Origin of the sequence: Pseudomonas sp. NFACC41-3, assembly GCF_900109505.1 — a bacterium.
Classification (GTDB): domain Bacteria; phylum Pseudomonadota; class Gammaproteobacteria; order Pseudomonadales; family Pseudomonadaceae; genus Aquipseudomonas; species Aquipseudomonas chlororaphis.
Genome location: NZ_FOAE01000003.1, coordinates 267,407 through 281,607 on the forward strand (window position 1 = coordinate 267,407; position 14,201 = coordinate 281,607).

Annotated in this window: 13 protein-coding genes; 8 read left to right on the plus strand and 5 right to left on the minus strand. The window is 63.4% G+C overall.

Annotated elements, in window-relative coordinates:
- Positions 1 to 28: 28 nt before the first annotated feature.
- The 3 genes from BMY68_RS15450 to aspA all read right to left on the minus strand — a co-directional run bounded on the left by BMY68_RS15450 (position 29) and on the right by aspA (position 3,317).
- Complete coding sequence (locus BMY68_RS15450; RefSeq protein ID WP_085532791.1) at positions 29 to 688, minus strand: YcxB family protein; 660 nt, start codon at positions 686 to 688, stop codon at positions 29 to 31.
- 76 nt (positions 689 to 764) lie between these two features.
- Positions 765 to 1,490: a hypothetical protein gene (locus BMY68_RS15455; RefSeq protein ID WP_085532793.1), complete on the minus strand. Its 726-nt coding sequence runs from the start codon at positions 1,488 to 1,490 to the stop codon at positions 765 to 767.
- Between the two features lie 402 nt (positions 1,491 to 1,892).
- Positions 1,893 to 3,317, minus strand: a complete 1,425-nt coding sequence (aspA, locus tag BMY68_RS15460) for an aspartate ammonia-lyase (protein ID WP_007928510.1) — start codon at positions 3,315 to 3,317, stop codon at positions 1,893 to 1,895.
- 181 nt (positions 3,318 to 3,498) lie between these two features.
- On the opposite strand from aspA, the gene BMY68_RS15465 reads away from it, so the two are divergent.
- The 5 genes from BMY68_RS15465 to BMY68_RS15485 all read left to right on the plus strand — a co-directional run bounded on the left by BMY68_RS15465 (position 3,499) and on the right by BMY68_RS15485 (position 7,370).
- A complete protein-coding gene (locus tag BMY68_RS15465) occupies positions 3,499 to 4,416 on the plus strand; it encodes a LysR substrate-binding domain-containing protein (protein ID WP_009041373.1) in 918 nt (305 codons plus the stop codon).
- Between the two features lie 392 nt (positions 4,417 to 4,808).
- Positions 4,809 to 5,300 (plus strand): 5-(carboxyamino)imidazole ribonucleotide mutase, encoded by a 492-nt coding sequence (gene purE, locus BMY68_RS15470; protein ID WP_007928512.1) that lies wholly within the window; start codon positions 4,809 to 4,811, stop codon positions 5,298 to 5,300.
- Between the two features lie 11 nt (positions 5,301 to 5,311).
- On the plus strand, positions 5,312 to 6,394 hold the full coding sequence (locus BMY68_RS15475; RefSeq protein WP_085532795.1) for a 5-(carboxyamino)imidazole ribonucleotide synthase: 1,083 nt from the start codon (positions 5,312 to 5,314) through the stop codon (positions 6,392 to 6,394).
- A 107-nt stretch (positions 6,395 to 6,501) separates the two neighbouring features.
- Positions 6,502 to 6,747: a GlsB/YeaQ/YmgE family stress response membrane protein gene (locus BMY68_RS15480; RefSeq protein WP_007928514.1), complete on the plus strand. Its 246-nt coding sequence runs from the start codon at positions 6,502 to 6,504 to the stop codon at positions 6,745 to 6,747.
- 86 nt (positions 6,748 to 6,833) lie between these two features.
- On the plus strand, positions 6,834 to 7,370 hold the full coding sequence (locus tag BMY68_RS15485; protein ID WP_085532797.1) for a DUF3299 domain-containing protein: 537 nt from the start codon (positions 6,834 to 6,836) through the stop codon (positions 7,368 to 7,370).
- A 7-nt stretch (positions 7,371 to 7,377) separates the two neighbouring features.
- Here the strand turns inward: BMY68_RS15485 and BMY68_RS15490 are convergent, their stop codons facing one another.
- Together BMY68_RS15490 and BMY68_RS15495 are read right to left on the minus strand one after the other, a co-directional pair.
- Positions 7,378 to 8,277: a D-hexose-6-phosphate mutarotase gene (locus BMY68_RS15490; RefSeq protein WP_085532799.1), complete on the minus strand. Its 900-nt coding sequence runs from the start codon at positions 8,275 to 8,277 to the stop codon at positions 7,378 to 7,380.
- Between the two features lie 72 nt (positions 8,278 to 8,349).
- Positions 8,350 to 8,754: an acyl-CoA thioesterase gene (locus tag BMY68_RS15495; protein ID WP_003229628.1), complete on the minus strand. Its 405-nt coding sequence runs from the start codon at positions 8,752 to 8,754 to the stop codon at positions 8,350 to 8,352.
- A gap of 397 nt (positions 8,755 to 9,151) precedes the next feature.
- Here BMY68_RS15495 and BMY68_RS15500 point away from each other — a divergent pair, with 397 nt between their 5' ends.
- The 3 genes from BMY68_RS15500 (at position 9,152) to BMY68_RS15510 (ending at position 14,197) form a co-directional block, all read left to right on the plus strand.
- Positions 9,152 to 10,441 (plus strand): MFS transporter, encoded by a 1,290-nt coding sequence (locus tag BMY68_RS15500; protein ID WP_175534850.1) that lies wholly within the window; start codon positions 9,152 to 9,154, stop codon positions 10,439 to 10,441.
- 252 nt (positions 10,442 to 10,693) lie between these two features.
- Positions 10,694 to 11,692 (plus strand): phosphate ABC transporter substrate-binding protein PstS family protein, encoded by a 999-nt coding sequence (locus tag BMY68_RS15505; RefSeq protein WP_085532803.1) that lies wholly within the window; start codon positions 10,694 to 10,696, stop codon positions 11,690 to 11,692.
- Between the two features lie 219 nt (positions 11,693 to 11,911).
- Positions 11,912 to 14,197 carry an ABC transporter permease subunit gene (locus BMY68_RS15510; RefSeq protein WP_009041368.1) on the plus strand — a complete coding sequence of 762 codons (2,286 nt, stop codon included), beginning with the start codon at positions 11,912 to 11,914 and terminating at the stop codon, positions 14,195 to 14,197.
- Positions 14,198 to 14,201: the final 4 nt, after the last annotated feature.

Genomic DNA, 14,201 nt, shown 5'->3' on the forward strand with positions numbered 1-14,201 from the left:
TCCTCAAGGAAAGTATCGGCAGGCGGGATCAGGCCGGCTTGGGGAGGACCGGGCATTTGCTCAAGAACTGTTGCAGTCCTTGTTGATATGCCTGGGGCTGCATGAGGTCACTGTGTTTGGCGATGTGATAGGCCAGGCCCTTATGTTCCAGCTCGGCGCAGGCCACGGCGTAGAAGTCGGGCGTTTCCCGCAGGTGCGCGATCTGCTCCCAGGCCAGCGTGCTCTTGCCGCCCTTGGCGTTGCTCAACGTAAAGCCCCGGTCGTCGAACGCCAGGCAATAAATGCCTTCGGCGGCCTTCAGGGGCGCGCGCAACCTGGATTCGATCAAGCGTTGGTTCAGCCCGCGCAACGGTGGGTGGGGCTTGGCAGGCTTGGCGGCGATACGGGCTTGCAGATGCTGGAGCCAGCGCCCGCAATAGCGCCACCAGAGCGGGATGAAGACCAGCGCGAACAGCGCCAGGGCGACGACCTTCTCTGGCGTGAAGCGCCGCTCGGGGAAATAGATCGCCAGGGCGCCGCCGGCCAGGCACAGGACGAGCAGCAGGGGCCCGAGCAGGCGGCTCTGCCAATGGGCGACGCTGCCCATGAACCGCGCTTGCTGCTGATCATGCTTGAGCATTGCCTGCCGCAGCTTTTCGGCGAGCCTGGTTTCGGTGTGTGCGGGGGTGATGCTGAACTGCAGTTCCATGGGGGCTGATTCCGAGGTCCATGTTCGGTTGAGGGCGGCAGTCTAGCGGTTTGGGCAACGCGCGGCGGCTCGCCGTTCAGGCTGGAAACTGCCGTACATGCTGTTCCACCCACTCGAACAGGCGCTCGTCGAGCGGCGCTCGGTAGCGGTCGTAGGCGTCCTGGTGGCTGTTGAAGAGCGGGTCCTGATTGACCCGCGCGGCCAGCGCGGTGGGGCTGTCGCTCCCGGCATGGCTCGCCCTCAGGTATTTCTGTCGCTGATCGGCCTGTTCCAGGGTGTCCGCCAGGGCGTCCAGTTGCAGGTGCCTGAATTGGGCGATGACCTGGGGCAGGTGAAAGTGCAGGGCACTGTCAAAGCCTTCCCAGTCCTCAAAGGCCAGCCACTCGTGGAGCACCATGAAGCAGCGCGGTGCCGGTGCCAGTTGTTCCAGCGGCTCGAAGGCCAGCCAGTACTGGCGCGGCAGCCGCTCCTCGGTTTCGATGGCCTGGGCGATCAGGTCCAGGGCCCGGCCCTTGTCTCGGTGATGTTTGCGCAAGATGCGCTGGGTCAGGGTGAAGCGTGCTTCTTCTATAGCGTGCAGGGCACGGTTCAGGTCGTAGCCGGCGTTGTGCAGGTATTCCCGGGCTTGCTCGGGAGGCAGGCCGGACTTGTCCATCAGTAGCGGCAACAGCTCGGACTTGTAGAGCTCGGCGGCTTGCTGGGGATTGCCCGCGCAGCGGGCCAGCAGGGTTTGGGCATGGCGCAGGCCCACGGGGATCAAGCTGCGCAGTTGTTGTATCGCCTGGATTTGCGTCGGGTCCATCGACGGTGGTGCCTCGGTGTCTGATTGGGCGGAGGGCCGATTATCCTCCGCGCCGCGGGAGTGTGCTTGTTTAAAGCGAGTGGTTTGCCAGGCAGATTGTGCTGTCAGGTTTTTGCGGCCTCTGCGACGGAGTGCCGCCCAGAGCGATCGCAGCCTCGCGGGCTCGGCAGCGGCTACGGAGCCAATGTTCGATCAGGACCGATGGTGTAGCCGCTGCCGAAGGCTGCGATCGGCCGCGAAGCGGGCGTGGCGATCTTAAGGACGAGCGTCGGCGGGAGGTCGGGAGGGAGAACGGCAGGCAAAAAAAAGGGCTTGGAGAAGAATCTCCAAGCCCTCAAAAGGTGAGAGGTGTCTAGTCCCTCGACCTGGTGAGCGGTGCCCTGTGGCCAGGGCGGGCGTTGGTCAGGCTTTGAGCGGGACCAGACGCGGGGCAATCATGTTTTCCGGGCGCAGGATGTCGGCGAGCATGGCGTCGTCGAGCAAGCCTTCTTCGCGCACCAGTTCCAGTACGCCGCGGCCGCTTTCCAGGGCGATGCGGGCGATACGGGTGGCGTTTTCATAGCCGATGTACGGGTTCAGCGCGGTGACCAGGCCGATCGAGTGCTCGACCAGTTCGCGGCAGCGCTGCTCGTTGGCGGTGATGCCGGTGATGCAGTGCTCGCGCAGCATGTCCATGGCGCGTTGCAGCAGGCGGATCGAGTCGAAGATCTTGAAGGCGATCAGCGGCTCCATCACGTTCAGTTGCAGTTGGCCGCCTTCGGCCGCGATGGTCAGGGCCAGGTCGTTGCCGATGATCTGGAACGCCACCTGGTTGACCGCTTCCGGGATCACCGGGTTGACCTTGCCGGGCATGATCGAGCTGCCTGGCTGGCGCGCTGGCAGGTTGATCTCGTTGATCCCGGTACGCGGGCCGCTGGACAGCAGGCGCAGGTCGTTGCAGATCTTCGACAGCTTGACCGCGGTGCGCTTGAGCATGCCGGAGAACAGCACGAAGGCGCCCATGTCGGAGGTGGCTTCGATCAGGTCGGCGGCCGGTACCAGCGGCTGGCCGCTGATGGTGGCCAGGCGCTGGACGGCCAGGGCCTGGTAACGCGGGTCGGCGTTGATGCCGGTCCCGATGGCGGTACCGCCCAGGTTCACTTCGGTCAGCACTTCCGGCGCCAGGGTCTTCAGGCGGGCCAGGTCTTCGCTCAGGGTGGTGGCGAAGGCGCGGAACTCCTGGCCCAGGGTCATCGGCACGGCGTCTTGCAGTTGGGTACGGCCCATCTTCAGGACGTGGCTGAATTCTTCACCCTTGGCGGCGAACGACTGGATCAGGCTGTCGAGGCTGGCCAGCAGCGCGTCGTGGCCCAGCAGCAGACCCAGGCGGATCGCGGTCGGGTAGGCGTCGTTGGTCGACTGCGCCATGTTCACGTCGTTGTTCGGGTGCAGGTACTGGTATTCGCCCTTGCTGTGGCCCATGGCCTCCAGCGCGATGTTGGCGATGACTTCGTTGGCATTCATGTTGGTCGAAGTGCCAGCGCCGCCTTGAATCATGTCCACCACGAATTCTTCGTGGAAGTCGCCGCGGATCAGACGGGCACAGGCTTCGCTGATGGCAGCGTGCTTGGCTTCGCTCAGGTGACCCAGCTCGCGGTTGGCGTCAGCAGCTGCCTGCTTGACCATTGCCAGGGCCACGACCAGTTTTGGGTAGTGCGAAATCGGAACGCCGGAGAGGCGGAAGTTGTTCACCGCTCGCAGGGTCTGGATGCCGTAATACGCTTGAGCAGGTACTTCGAGTACGCCAAGCAGGTCTTTTTCTGTGCGGAAAGATGCAGCGGAGGACATGATAGAAATCATCTCGATATGGACCCGGTCGGTGCCGGAACGCTGCGAATCCTAGGCCTGCGGGAAAATTTGGGCCAATGCTGTTAAACACTGGCCTATGCATAAACGGCATAATGTCCGTGTGACGCCGCTTGCGCGGCAAGCGTGTGACCTAAAATGGTGCGTTCCCCGGGAGGACGTGATGAATCTGGAAAGCAAATGGCTCGAGGACTTCAGTGCCCTGGCCGCCACCCGCAGCTTCTCGCAGGCCGCCGAACGGCGCTTCGTGACCCAGCCGGCCTTCAGCCGGCGGATCCGCAGCCTGGAAGCGGCGCTGGGGCTGACCCTGGTCAACCGCTCGCGCACGCCGATCGAACTGACGGCGGCGGGGCAGCTGTTCCTGGTCACCGCGCGCACGGTGGTCGAGCAACTGGGCGAAGTGTTGCGGCACTTGCATCACCTCGAAGGCGGGCAGGGCGAAGTGATGCAGGTCGCCGCGGCGCACTCCCTGGCCCTGGGTTTCTTCCCGCGCTGGATCGCCCAGCTGCGCAACGAAGGCTTGAATATCGCGACGCGGCTGGTGGCGACCAACGTCGGCGACGCCGTGCATGCCCTGCGCGAAGGCGGCTGCGACCTGATGCTGGCCTTCTATGACCCGGACTCGGCCATGCAGATGGACCCGGAAATCTTTCCTTCGCTGCACCTGGGGCAGACCGAGATGCTGCCGGTGTGCGCGGCGGATGCCGCCGGCAAGCCGTTGTTCGACCTGGAAGGCGAGGCCAGCGTGCCGCTGCTGGCGTACAGCGCCGGGGCGTTTCTCGGGCGTTCGGTGAACCAGCTGCTGCGCCAGCGCAACCTGCGGTTCACCACGGTCTATGAAACCGCCATGGCCGACAGCCTCAAGAGCATGGCCCTGGAAGGCCTGGGGATTGCCTGGGTGCCGCACCTGAGCGTGCGTGCCGAACTGGCCCGCGGCGAACTGGTGGTCTGCGGCGGCGCGCAATGGCATGTGCCGCTGGAGATCCGCCTGTACCGCTGCGCCCTGGTGCGCAAGGCCAACGTCCGGCTGCTGTGGCGCAAGCTCGAAGGCGGCGCGGCGCAGGGCACAGGCAACACCTGAGCTGTAGCCGCTGCCGAAGGCTGCGCTCGCTCTGGGTGGCACTCCGTCGCAGGGGCCGAAAAACCTGGCGACGCGGTCTGTCTGAAGGATTGGGAATACCCCCTTTGCGTCGGCTTCGCCGTCGATCGCAGCCTGCGGCAGCGGCTACAGGAATCTGGCAAGGATCCTGGCCCATGCTGACTGACCCCGAAGTCAATAAAACCGCCGCTTTGCGCTTGAAACATGGTGTATGACAGATGGTCGGCAAAAGTGCGTTTAACTCACCTTTTTCGGTATACTGCGCGGCCTTCGGCCGGTTCGTCCGGCCATAATTCGTACATTCAAGCCACGCATTCTGCGTGGCTTGTTGTTTTTGACGCGCCCGCGGGCGCCCAGAGAGAAGAGGCACGACGATGAGTGCATTGGTTGGCGTGATCATGGGCTCCAAGTCCGATTGGTCCACCCTTAGCCACACCGCCGATATGCTGGAAAAGCTCGGCATCCCTTACGAGGTGAAAGTGGTCTCTGCCCACCGCACCCCGGACCTGCTGTTCCAGTACGCCACCGATGCCGAAGCGCGTGGCATCGAGGTGATCATCGCCGGTGCCGGTGGCGCGGCCCACCTGCCAGGCATGTGCGCGGCCAAGACCCACCTGCCGGTGCTGGGCGTTCCGGTGCAGTCGTCGATGCTCTCGGGCGTCGACTCGCTGCTCTCCATCGTGCAGATGCCAGCGGGCATTCCGGTCGCCACCCTGGCCATCGGTAAGGCCGGCGCGATCAACGCCGCATTGCTGTCGGCGAGCATCCTTGGCGCCAAGCATCCGCAATTTCATACTGTGCTGAAAAAATTCCGCGCTGAGCAGACAGACAGCGTCCTGGACAATCCAGACCCACGCATCGCCTGAGGTTTTTGACGATGAAGATCGGTGTAATCGGTGGCGGCCAGCTGGGTCGCATGTTGGCTCTGGCGGGCACTCCGCTGGGGATGAACTTCGCTTTCCTCGACCCGGCTCCGGACGCCTGTGCCGCTGCCCTGGGCGAACACCTGCGAGCCGATTATGGCGATCAGGATCACCTGCGCCAGCTGGCTGACGAAGTGGACCTGGTGACCTTCGAGTTCGAAAGCGTGCCGGCGGAAACCGTGGCCTTCCTGTCGCAGTTCGTCCCGGTCTATCCGAGCGCCGAAGCCCTGCGCATCGCCCGCGATCGCTGGTTCGAGAAGAGCATGTTCAAGGACCTGGGGATTCCGACGCCGGCGTTCGCCGACATCCAGTCGCAAGCCGACCTGGAGGCCGCCGTGGCCAGCATCGGCCTGCCGGCCGTGCTGAAAACCCGCACCCTGGGTTACGACGGCAAGGGCCAGAAAGTCTTGCGCAGCCCTGAAGACGTGGTCGGCACTTTCGCCGAGCTGGGCAGCGTGGGGTGCCTGCTGGAGGGCTTCGTGCCGTTCACTGGCGAAGTCTCGCTGATCGCCGTGCGCGCCCGAGATGGCGAAACCCGCTTCTACCCGCTGGTGCACAACACTCACCACAGCGGGATCCTCAAGCTGTCCGTGGCCAGCAGCGATCACCCGCTGCAGGCCCTGGCCGAAGACTATTCCAGCCGCGTGCTCAAGCAGCTGGACTACGTCGGCGTGATGGCGTTCGAGTTCTTTGAAGTCGACGGTGGCCTCAAGGCCAACGAGATCGCGCCACGGGTGCACAACTCCGGGCACTGGACCACCGAAGGCGCCGAGTGCAGCCAGTTCGAAAACCACCTGCGGGCTGTCGCCGGCCTGCCGCTGGGTTCGACCGCCAAGGTCGGCGAGAGCGCGATGATCAACTTCATCGGCGAAGTGCCGGCGGTGGAGAAAGTCATCGCCATCGACGATTGCCACCTGCATCACTACGGCAAGGCCTTCAAGGTCGGGCGCAAGGTCGGTCACGCCAACCTGCGCTGCAAGGACAGGGCGACCCTCGAGGCGCAGATCCTCAAGGTCGAAGCGCTGCTCGCCGAATAACTTCCTGAGGCCGCGGTGGAACCAATTGGGGCCGCCGTTCTCTGATGGCAGGATGCCAAGGCGCTGGCTAGGCTTTGGCATACCTAACTCATACAGAGGGAAATGCCATGGGAATTATTGGAACCATCTTTATCGGCTTGATCGTTGGCCTGCTGGCTCGCTTCCTGAAACCGGGCGATGACAGCATGGGCTGGATCATGACCATCCTGCTCGGTATCGGCGGTTCGCTGGCAGCCACCTACGGCGGCCAGGCCCTGGGCATCTACCAGGCGGGTCAGGGCGCGGGCTTCATCGGCGCGCTGGTTGGCGCGGTCGTGCTGCTGGTGATCTACGGCCTGGTCAAAAAGAACTGATTTAGCGACAAAGCCCTCTCTGCTGCGCAGGTAGAGAGGGCTAGAATGCCCGGCGTTGTCTTGTCCCTTTCTTGCCGAGCTCCTCCATGCGCCGTCTTCTGTTGACTCTTGTTCTGCTGGGCCCGGGCCTGGCTCATGCCGGCGAACTGCCGGAAACCGACTGGCTTGAACTGATGCCCAAGTCGGACCAGAAAGCCCTCGAGCAAATGCCGGAAATCGATCACAACTCCCCCGAAGCCAATGGCACCTTTACCGCAAAGGGCGGCCTGAAGCAGAGCAAGGGGTTGCCGGCGGTGATGTATTCGACCAAGACCGTGCCGGCCATGAACGGCAAGGACATTCGCATCGGCGGTTATCCGGTGCCGCTGGAGTCCGATGCCAAGGGGCGCAGCACGCTGTTTTTCCTCGTGCCTTATCCGGGCGCCTGCATCCATGTGCCGCCACCGCCGCCCAATCAACTGGTGCTGGTGCGTTTCCCCAAGGGCGTGAAGCTGGACGATATCTACACGCCGCTGTGGGTGACCGGCCACCTGAAGATCGAGACGGTCAGCAACGACCTGGCCGACGCGGCCTATGCGCTGGATGCGCAGAAAGTGCGGGTGGTGCAGGAGTCGGATCTGTAAGACGGCGTTACAGCGCTACGCTGGTAACGCTCACGCCCAGGGTGTGACTGGCGCCCGGCGCCAGGGTCACCACGTCATCCATCACGTTGGCGGTCTCGATGCACAGCATGCGTTGCCAGCCATCGTCGGCCATGTCGCTGAACTGCTCGGCGCGGGCGATCCACGGGTTCCAGATCACCGCCGAGCGCGAGCCGCTGCTGGTCAGCTGGATGCGTCGCTCCCAGGTCGGGTCGACGATGCTCAGCTGTGGCGGAGGGTCGAGGTAGATACGGTCGGTCTCGCCGGTGAAATGCAGGTCGCCGGACTGTTGCGCAGTCTTCCAGTCATCCAGGGTCTCGATGTAATTCAGGCCGTCCAACCCTTCGACATGCACCTTGCGCACATCGCTGACCGCGAAGTAGCTGTGCAGCGCCTGGCTGATGGTGACCGTGTCGTCGCCCAGGTTGTGGCTGGTGAGGTTGATGTGCAGTTGGTCGTCGAGGCGGATGCTCAGCTTCAGCTCGACCTGGTGCGGCCAGCCTGGCAGCCCGCCTTCGGGGATCGGCAGTTGCAGTTCCACCAGCAGGCTTTCGCCTTCGCTCTGGATGCCCAGCAGTTCCCAGTCGGTGGCGCGGACCAGGCCGTGGGCCCCGGCCGGCTCGCTGCCCTGGCGCATGGCCTGGACGCTTTGCGGGTTGCGCGCGAAATTGCCGAACCACGGCCAGCACACCGGAACGCCGGCGCGGATGCTTTTGCCGGTCTTGAACACGGCCTCGTCGTTGAGCCAGATCAGCGGCGGTTGCCCGGCCAATTGATAGCTGAGGATGTGCGCGCCTTGCTGGGCCACCAGCAGTTCGGCCTGACCGTGGCGGATGCGCCAGCAGTTCAGTTCATCCAGTTTCACCGTTTCAACGTGAGGGGTAGGCATGGTGCTGTTCTCGTTCAAAAGCAGGGCTGCTATGGACCACGTAACAGCCGCCGGGTTTAACCCACGCCGAATTTAACGGGCCCTGGGTGGAACCGAGCGGGTGCGGCCACTGCCGTCGATGGCAACGAACACGAACACCGCCTCGGTGACCTTGCGCCATTCGCTGGACAGCGGATCGTCGCTCCAGACCTCGACCATCATCTGGATCGAGCTGCGACCGATTTCCAGGGTCTGGGTATAAAAGGAAAGCTGCGCGCCGACCGCGACCGGAACCAGGAATGCCATGCGGTCGATGGCGACCGTGGCGACACGCCCGCCGGCCACGCGACTGGCCATGGCGGTACCCGCCAGGTCCATCTGGGCCACCAGCCAGCCACCGAAAATATCGCCAAAGCCGTTGGTTTCGCGGGGAAGCGCGGTGATTTGCAAGGCCAGGTCGCCTTGCGGGATCGGATCTTCTTGTTCGAGCTCTATCATGCCGGGGGTGCCTCTGACCCGTGACTCTTCATTGGTACTTCAGGTGAATAGCCGTCTTGAGGAAAAACGATTCAGCCCGAACATACTACGTTCGTCACGTTCTTCGTAAGGCGTACTAAAGGGAAACTCTGCGAAACCGGCTGGCCCAGTCGGCGCCTGGGGCGCCCAGCGGCGTTTTCGCACAGCAACCCTTGCCGGGGCGGCGTTGCTCCAATGCCTGCGAGTATATCGGTCGACAGGCTCGGCGACGACCATCCGGTTCTGATTTTGATTGTCAATTGTGCCCGTCTATGTGCTTTTTCGAACAATTTGCTATCGTGCCGAACCTGCCAGGCCACAACCAGCGCTGTTGCGGCTTCCAGAACCGACTATAAGAGAAGCCCTTGCCATGACCACTGTGCCTTCGAGCGTCGCGCAGCCCGCGCAACCTGCTCGTCCGTTGACCCGCAATGACTACAAGACCCTGTCGCTGTCCGCCCTGGGCGGCGCGCTGGAGTTCTACGACTTCATCATTTTCGTGTTCTTCGCCACGGTGGTCGGCAAGTTGTTCTTCCCCGCGGACATGCCCGAGTGGCTGCGCCTGATGCAGACCTTCGGCATCTTCGCCGCCGGCTACCTGGCCCGGCCCCTGGGCGGGATCGTCATGGCGCACTTCGGCGACCTGCTCGGGCGCAAGAAGATGTTCACCCTGAGCATTTTCATGATGGCGGTGCCGACCCTGATCATGGGCCTGCTGCCGACCTACGCGCAGATCGGCATGTGGGCGCCGATCCTGTTGCTGCTGATGCGGGTGATCCAGGGCGCGGCCATCGGCGGTGAAGTACCGGGCGCCTGGGTGTTCGTTTCCGAGCATGTGCCGCAGCGGCATATCGGCTACGCCTGCGGCACCCTGACCTCGGGCCTGACGGCCGGCATTCTCCTGGGTTCGCTGGTGGCCACCGCGATCAACAGCATCTATACCCCGGCCGAAGTCGCCGATTACGCCTGGCGGATTCCGTTCCTGCTCGGCGGCGTGTTCGGCCTGTTCTCGGTGTACCTGCGCCGCTGGCTGCACGAAACCCCGGTGTTCGCCGAGCTGCAGCTGCGCAAGGCCCTGGCCGAGGAAGTGCCGCTGCGCGCAGTGCTGCGCGACCACCGCAGCGCGATCATTCTCTCGATGCTGCTGACCTGGCTGCTGTCTGCCGGGATCATCGTGGTGATCCTGATGACCCCGACCGTGCTGCAGACGGTCTATCACTTCTCCCCGACCACCGCGTTGCAGGCCAACAGCCTGGCGATCGTGTTCCTGAGCCTGGGCTGCGTGGCGTCCGGCGCGCTGGCCGACCGTTTTGGCGCCGGCCGGGTATTCGTGTTCGGCAGCGCGCTGCTGTTGGCGACTTCCTGGACCTTCTACCACAGCCTGCTGGATCACCCGGACTGGCTGTTCCCGCTGTACGCGCTGACCGGCCTGCTGGTGGGCACCATCGGCGCGGTGCCTTATGTGATGGTCAAGGCCTTCCCGGCGGTGGTGCGCTTCAGCGGCCTGTCGTTCTCCTACAACCTGGCCTACGCGATCTTCGGTGGCCTGACGCCGATGGTGGTGACCGCGCTGCTCAAGGAGAGCCCGATGGGCCCGGCCTATTATGTTGCAATTATTTGCAGCATCGGGATCCTGGTCGGCCTGTACCTGTGGAAAAAGGATCGCTGATCCTGTGACCCTGTAGCCGCTGCCGAAGGCTGCGAACGACCCGAAGGGGCGCGGCGATCTTCAGCGCGCAGAAGGGCCTGCGGCCCTATCGCAGCCTTCGGCAGCGGCTACAAAACGCTCTATAAAGAAAGGCCAGCCTTCCATCGCGAATGCTGGCCTTTCATCTAATTGTCATATTTCAGCCATAGAGTGTTCACACGGCCTACAGATACTTGGCCCGACTTAACACACCCTATCTGCTAGGAGTAAGGCATGAAACTGAAGCGTTTGATGGCGGCAATGACTTTTGTCGCTGCTGGCGTTGCGACTGCCCACGCGGTTGCCGCTGTTGACCCTGCTATCCCGAGCTACACCAAGACCACTGGTGTGTCGGGCAACCTGTCCAGCGTCGGCTCCGATACCCTGGCCAACCTCATGACCTTGTGGGCCGAGCACTACAAAAAAGAATACCCGAACGTAAACATCCAGATTCAGGCCGCTGGCTCCGCCACCGCGCCACCTGCGCTGACCGAAGGCACCTCCAACCTGGGCCCGATGAGCCGCAAGATGAAGGACACCGAACTGGCGGCCTTCGAGCAGAAGTACGGCTACAAGCCAACCGCTATCCCAGTTGCCGTGGACGCCCTGGCCGTGTTCGTGCACAAGGACAACCCGATCCAGCACCTGACCATGGAACAGGTTGACGCGATCTTCTCGTCGACCCGCCTGTGCGGCGCCAAGGCCGACGTCAAGACCTGGGGCGACCTGGGCGTGACCGGCGACCTGGCCAACAAGCCGGTCCAGCTGTTCGGTCGTAACTCGGTATCCGGCACCTACGGCTACTTCAAGGAAGAAGCCCTGTGCAAAGGCGACTACAAGCCTAACGTCAACGAACAGCCTGGTTCGGCTTCGGTGGTCCAGTCCATCAGCTCCTCGCTGAACGGCATCGGCTACTCGGGCATCGGCTACAAGACCGCCAGCGTGAAGACCGTGGCCCTGGCCAAGAAAGGCAGCAGCGAATTCATCGAAGACACCGAAGAAAACGCCCTGAACGGCAAGTATCCGCTGTCGCGCTTCCTGTACGTGTACATCAACAAGGCCCCGAACAAGCCTCTGGCCCCGCTGGAAGCCGAGTTCGTGAAACTGGTTCTGTCGAAACAGGGCCAGGAAGTGGTAGTGAAAGACGGCTACATCCCACTGCCAGCCAAAGTCGCCGCCAAGGCACTGGCTGACCTGGGCCTGCAGGAAGGCGCTGCAGTCGTAAAAAAGTAACACCCTAGGTCCGGGCCTGTCCCGGACCTTGTAGGAGCGAGCTTGCTCGCGACATGATGGCGAGGCCAACGCAGCATCTGTGTCTGGCGGCTCCCATCGCGAGCAAACTCGCTCCTACACCCCCCAATTTTCGATCCGCTGCCAGCTCTGCTCCGCGGCGGATTTGTTGCGTCACTGCATTGTCATCTTTCTGTCATACAGGATCGCTAGGGTGTGCGCATGAATGATCTGGCCAACTCCACCATGACTCCGACTTCTCCCCCCAAGCGCATTGACTTCAATACGCCTGAGCTGCAACGCAAGCGCCGCATTCGCGCGCTGAAAGATCGCCTGACCCGCTGGTACGTCCTCGTTGGCGGTCTGGCCGTGCTGGCCGCGATCACCTTGATCTTCTTCTTCCTCGCCTATGTCGTGCTGCCCCTGTTCCAGGGCGCCGACCTGACCGCCAAGGACCCGCTGACGCCAGCCTGGATGCAGGACGCCGGCAAGCCGCTGATGTTCTCCCTGGAAGAGCAGAACCAGGTCGGTATGCGGGTTTCCGACAAGGGCCAGGCGCTGTTCTTCGACATCGACAACGGTGCCGAGCTGCGCCGCGTCGACCTGCCGATTCCGGCCGGCACCACCGTGACCGCCATCGGCAAGGATCAGCCGGGCAGCCCGCTGGTGGTGGTTGGCCTGTCCAACGGCCAGGCGCTGGTGTTCCGTCACACCTATAAGGTCAGCTACCCGGAAGGCAAGAAAACCATCTCGCCGGCCATCGAATACCCTTATGGCGAAACCCCGATCGTGCTGAACGAGCAGGGCGGTGCGCTGGAGCACGTCAACCTCAACGCCACCGATTCGGCGCTGGTGGTGGCCGGTTCCAGCGGCGCGCAACTGCACGTGCTGCAACTGACCCGCGAAGAAAACATGATGACCGGCGAGGTCACCAGCGAGCAGAACCGCATCGAGCTGCCGCAGATGACCGAACCGGTCAAGGCCATGTACATCGACCCGCGCCAGCAGTGGCTGTACGTGATCAACGGGCGTGCCCAGGCCGACGTGTTCAGCCTGCGCGACAAGAGCCTCAACGGTCGCTACAAACTGCTGGAGGATGCCGATGCCGAAGTGACGGCCAGCACCCAGCTGGTGGGCGGTATCTCGCTGATCATCGGCACTTCCAAGGGCGGCCTGGCCCAGTGGTTCATGGCCCGCGACCCGGACGGCGAACTGCGCCTGAAGCAGATCCGTACCTTCCAGATGGGCACCACGCCGATCATCGAAATCACCGCCGAAGAGCGCCGCAAGGGCTTCGTCGCCCTGGACGCCTCGGGCAAGCTCGGCGTGTTCCACAGCACCGCGCACCGCACCCTGCTGGTGGACCAGGTGGTCGAGGGCGAAGGCCTGTTCGGCCTGTCGCCACGGGCCAACCGGGTGATCGTCGAAGCCGGCGGCAAGCTGCAACCGCTGGTGCTCGACAACCCGCACCCGGAAGTGTCCTGGAGCGCGCTGTGGAGCAAGGTCTGGTACGAGAACTACGACGAGCCTAAATACGTCTGGCAATCGACCGCGGCCAACACCGACTTCGAACCCAAGCTGAGCCTTTCGCCGCTGACCTTCGGTACGTTGAAGGCAGCGTTCTACGCGATGTTGCTGGCAGCCCCGCTGGCGGTGGCCGCGGCGATCTACACCGCTTACTTCATGGCTCCGGGCATGCGCCGCAAGGTCAAGCCGGTGATCGAGCTGATGGAAGCGATGCCGACGGTGATCCTCGGCTTCTTCGCCGGCCTGTTCCTCGCGCCTTACGTCGAAGGTCATCTGCCGGGCATCTTCAGCCTGCTGATGCTGCTGCCGATCGGCATCCTGGTGGCCGGTTTCGTCTTCAGCCGCCTGCCTGAGTCGGTGCGCCTCAAGGTGCCGGATGGCTGGGAAAGCGCGATCCTGATCCCGGTGATCATTCTGGTGGGCTGGTTCTCGCTGTACATGAGCCCGTTCATGGAGAACTGGTTCTTCGGCGGCGACATGCGCATGTGGATCTCCCATGACCTGGGCATCACCTACGACCAGCGCAACGCCCTGGTGGTCGGCCTGGCCATGGGGTTTGCGGTGATCCCGAACATCTACTCGATTGCCGAAGACGCCGTGTTCAGCGTGCCGCGCGGCCTGACCCTGGGTTCCCTGGCTCTGGGCGCGACCCCGTGGCAGACCATGACCCGCGTGGTGATCCTCACCGCCAGCCCGGGCATCTTCTCGGCGCTGATGATCGGCATGGGCCGCGCGGTCGGCGAAACCATGATCGTGCTGATGGCCACCGGCAACACCCCGGTCATGGAAATGAACCTGTTCGAAGGCCTGCGCACCCTGGCGGCCAACGTCGCGGTGGAAATGCCGGAGTCGGAAGTCGGCGGCAGCCACTACCGCGTGCTGTTCCTCTCGGCGCTGGTGCTGCTGCTGTTCACCTTCGTCATGAACACCCTCGCCGAGCTGATCCGTCAGCGTCTGCGCAAGAAATACTCGTCGCTTTAAGAAA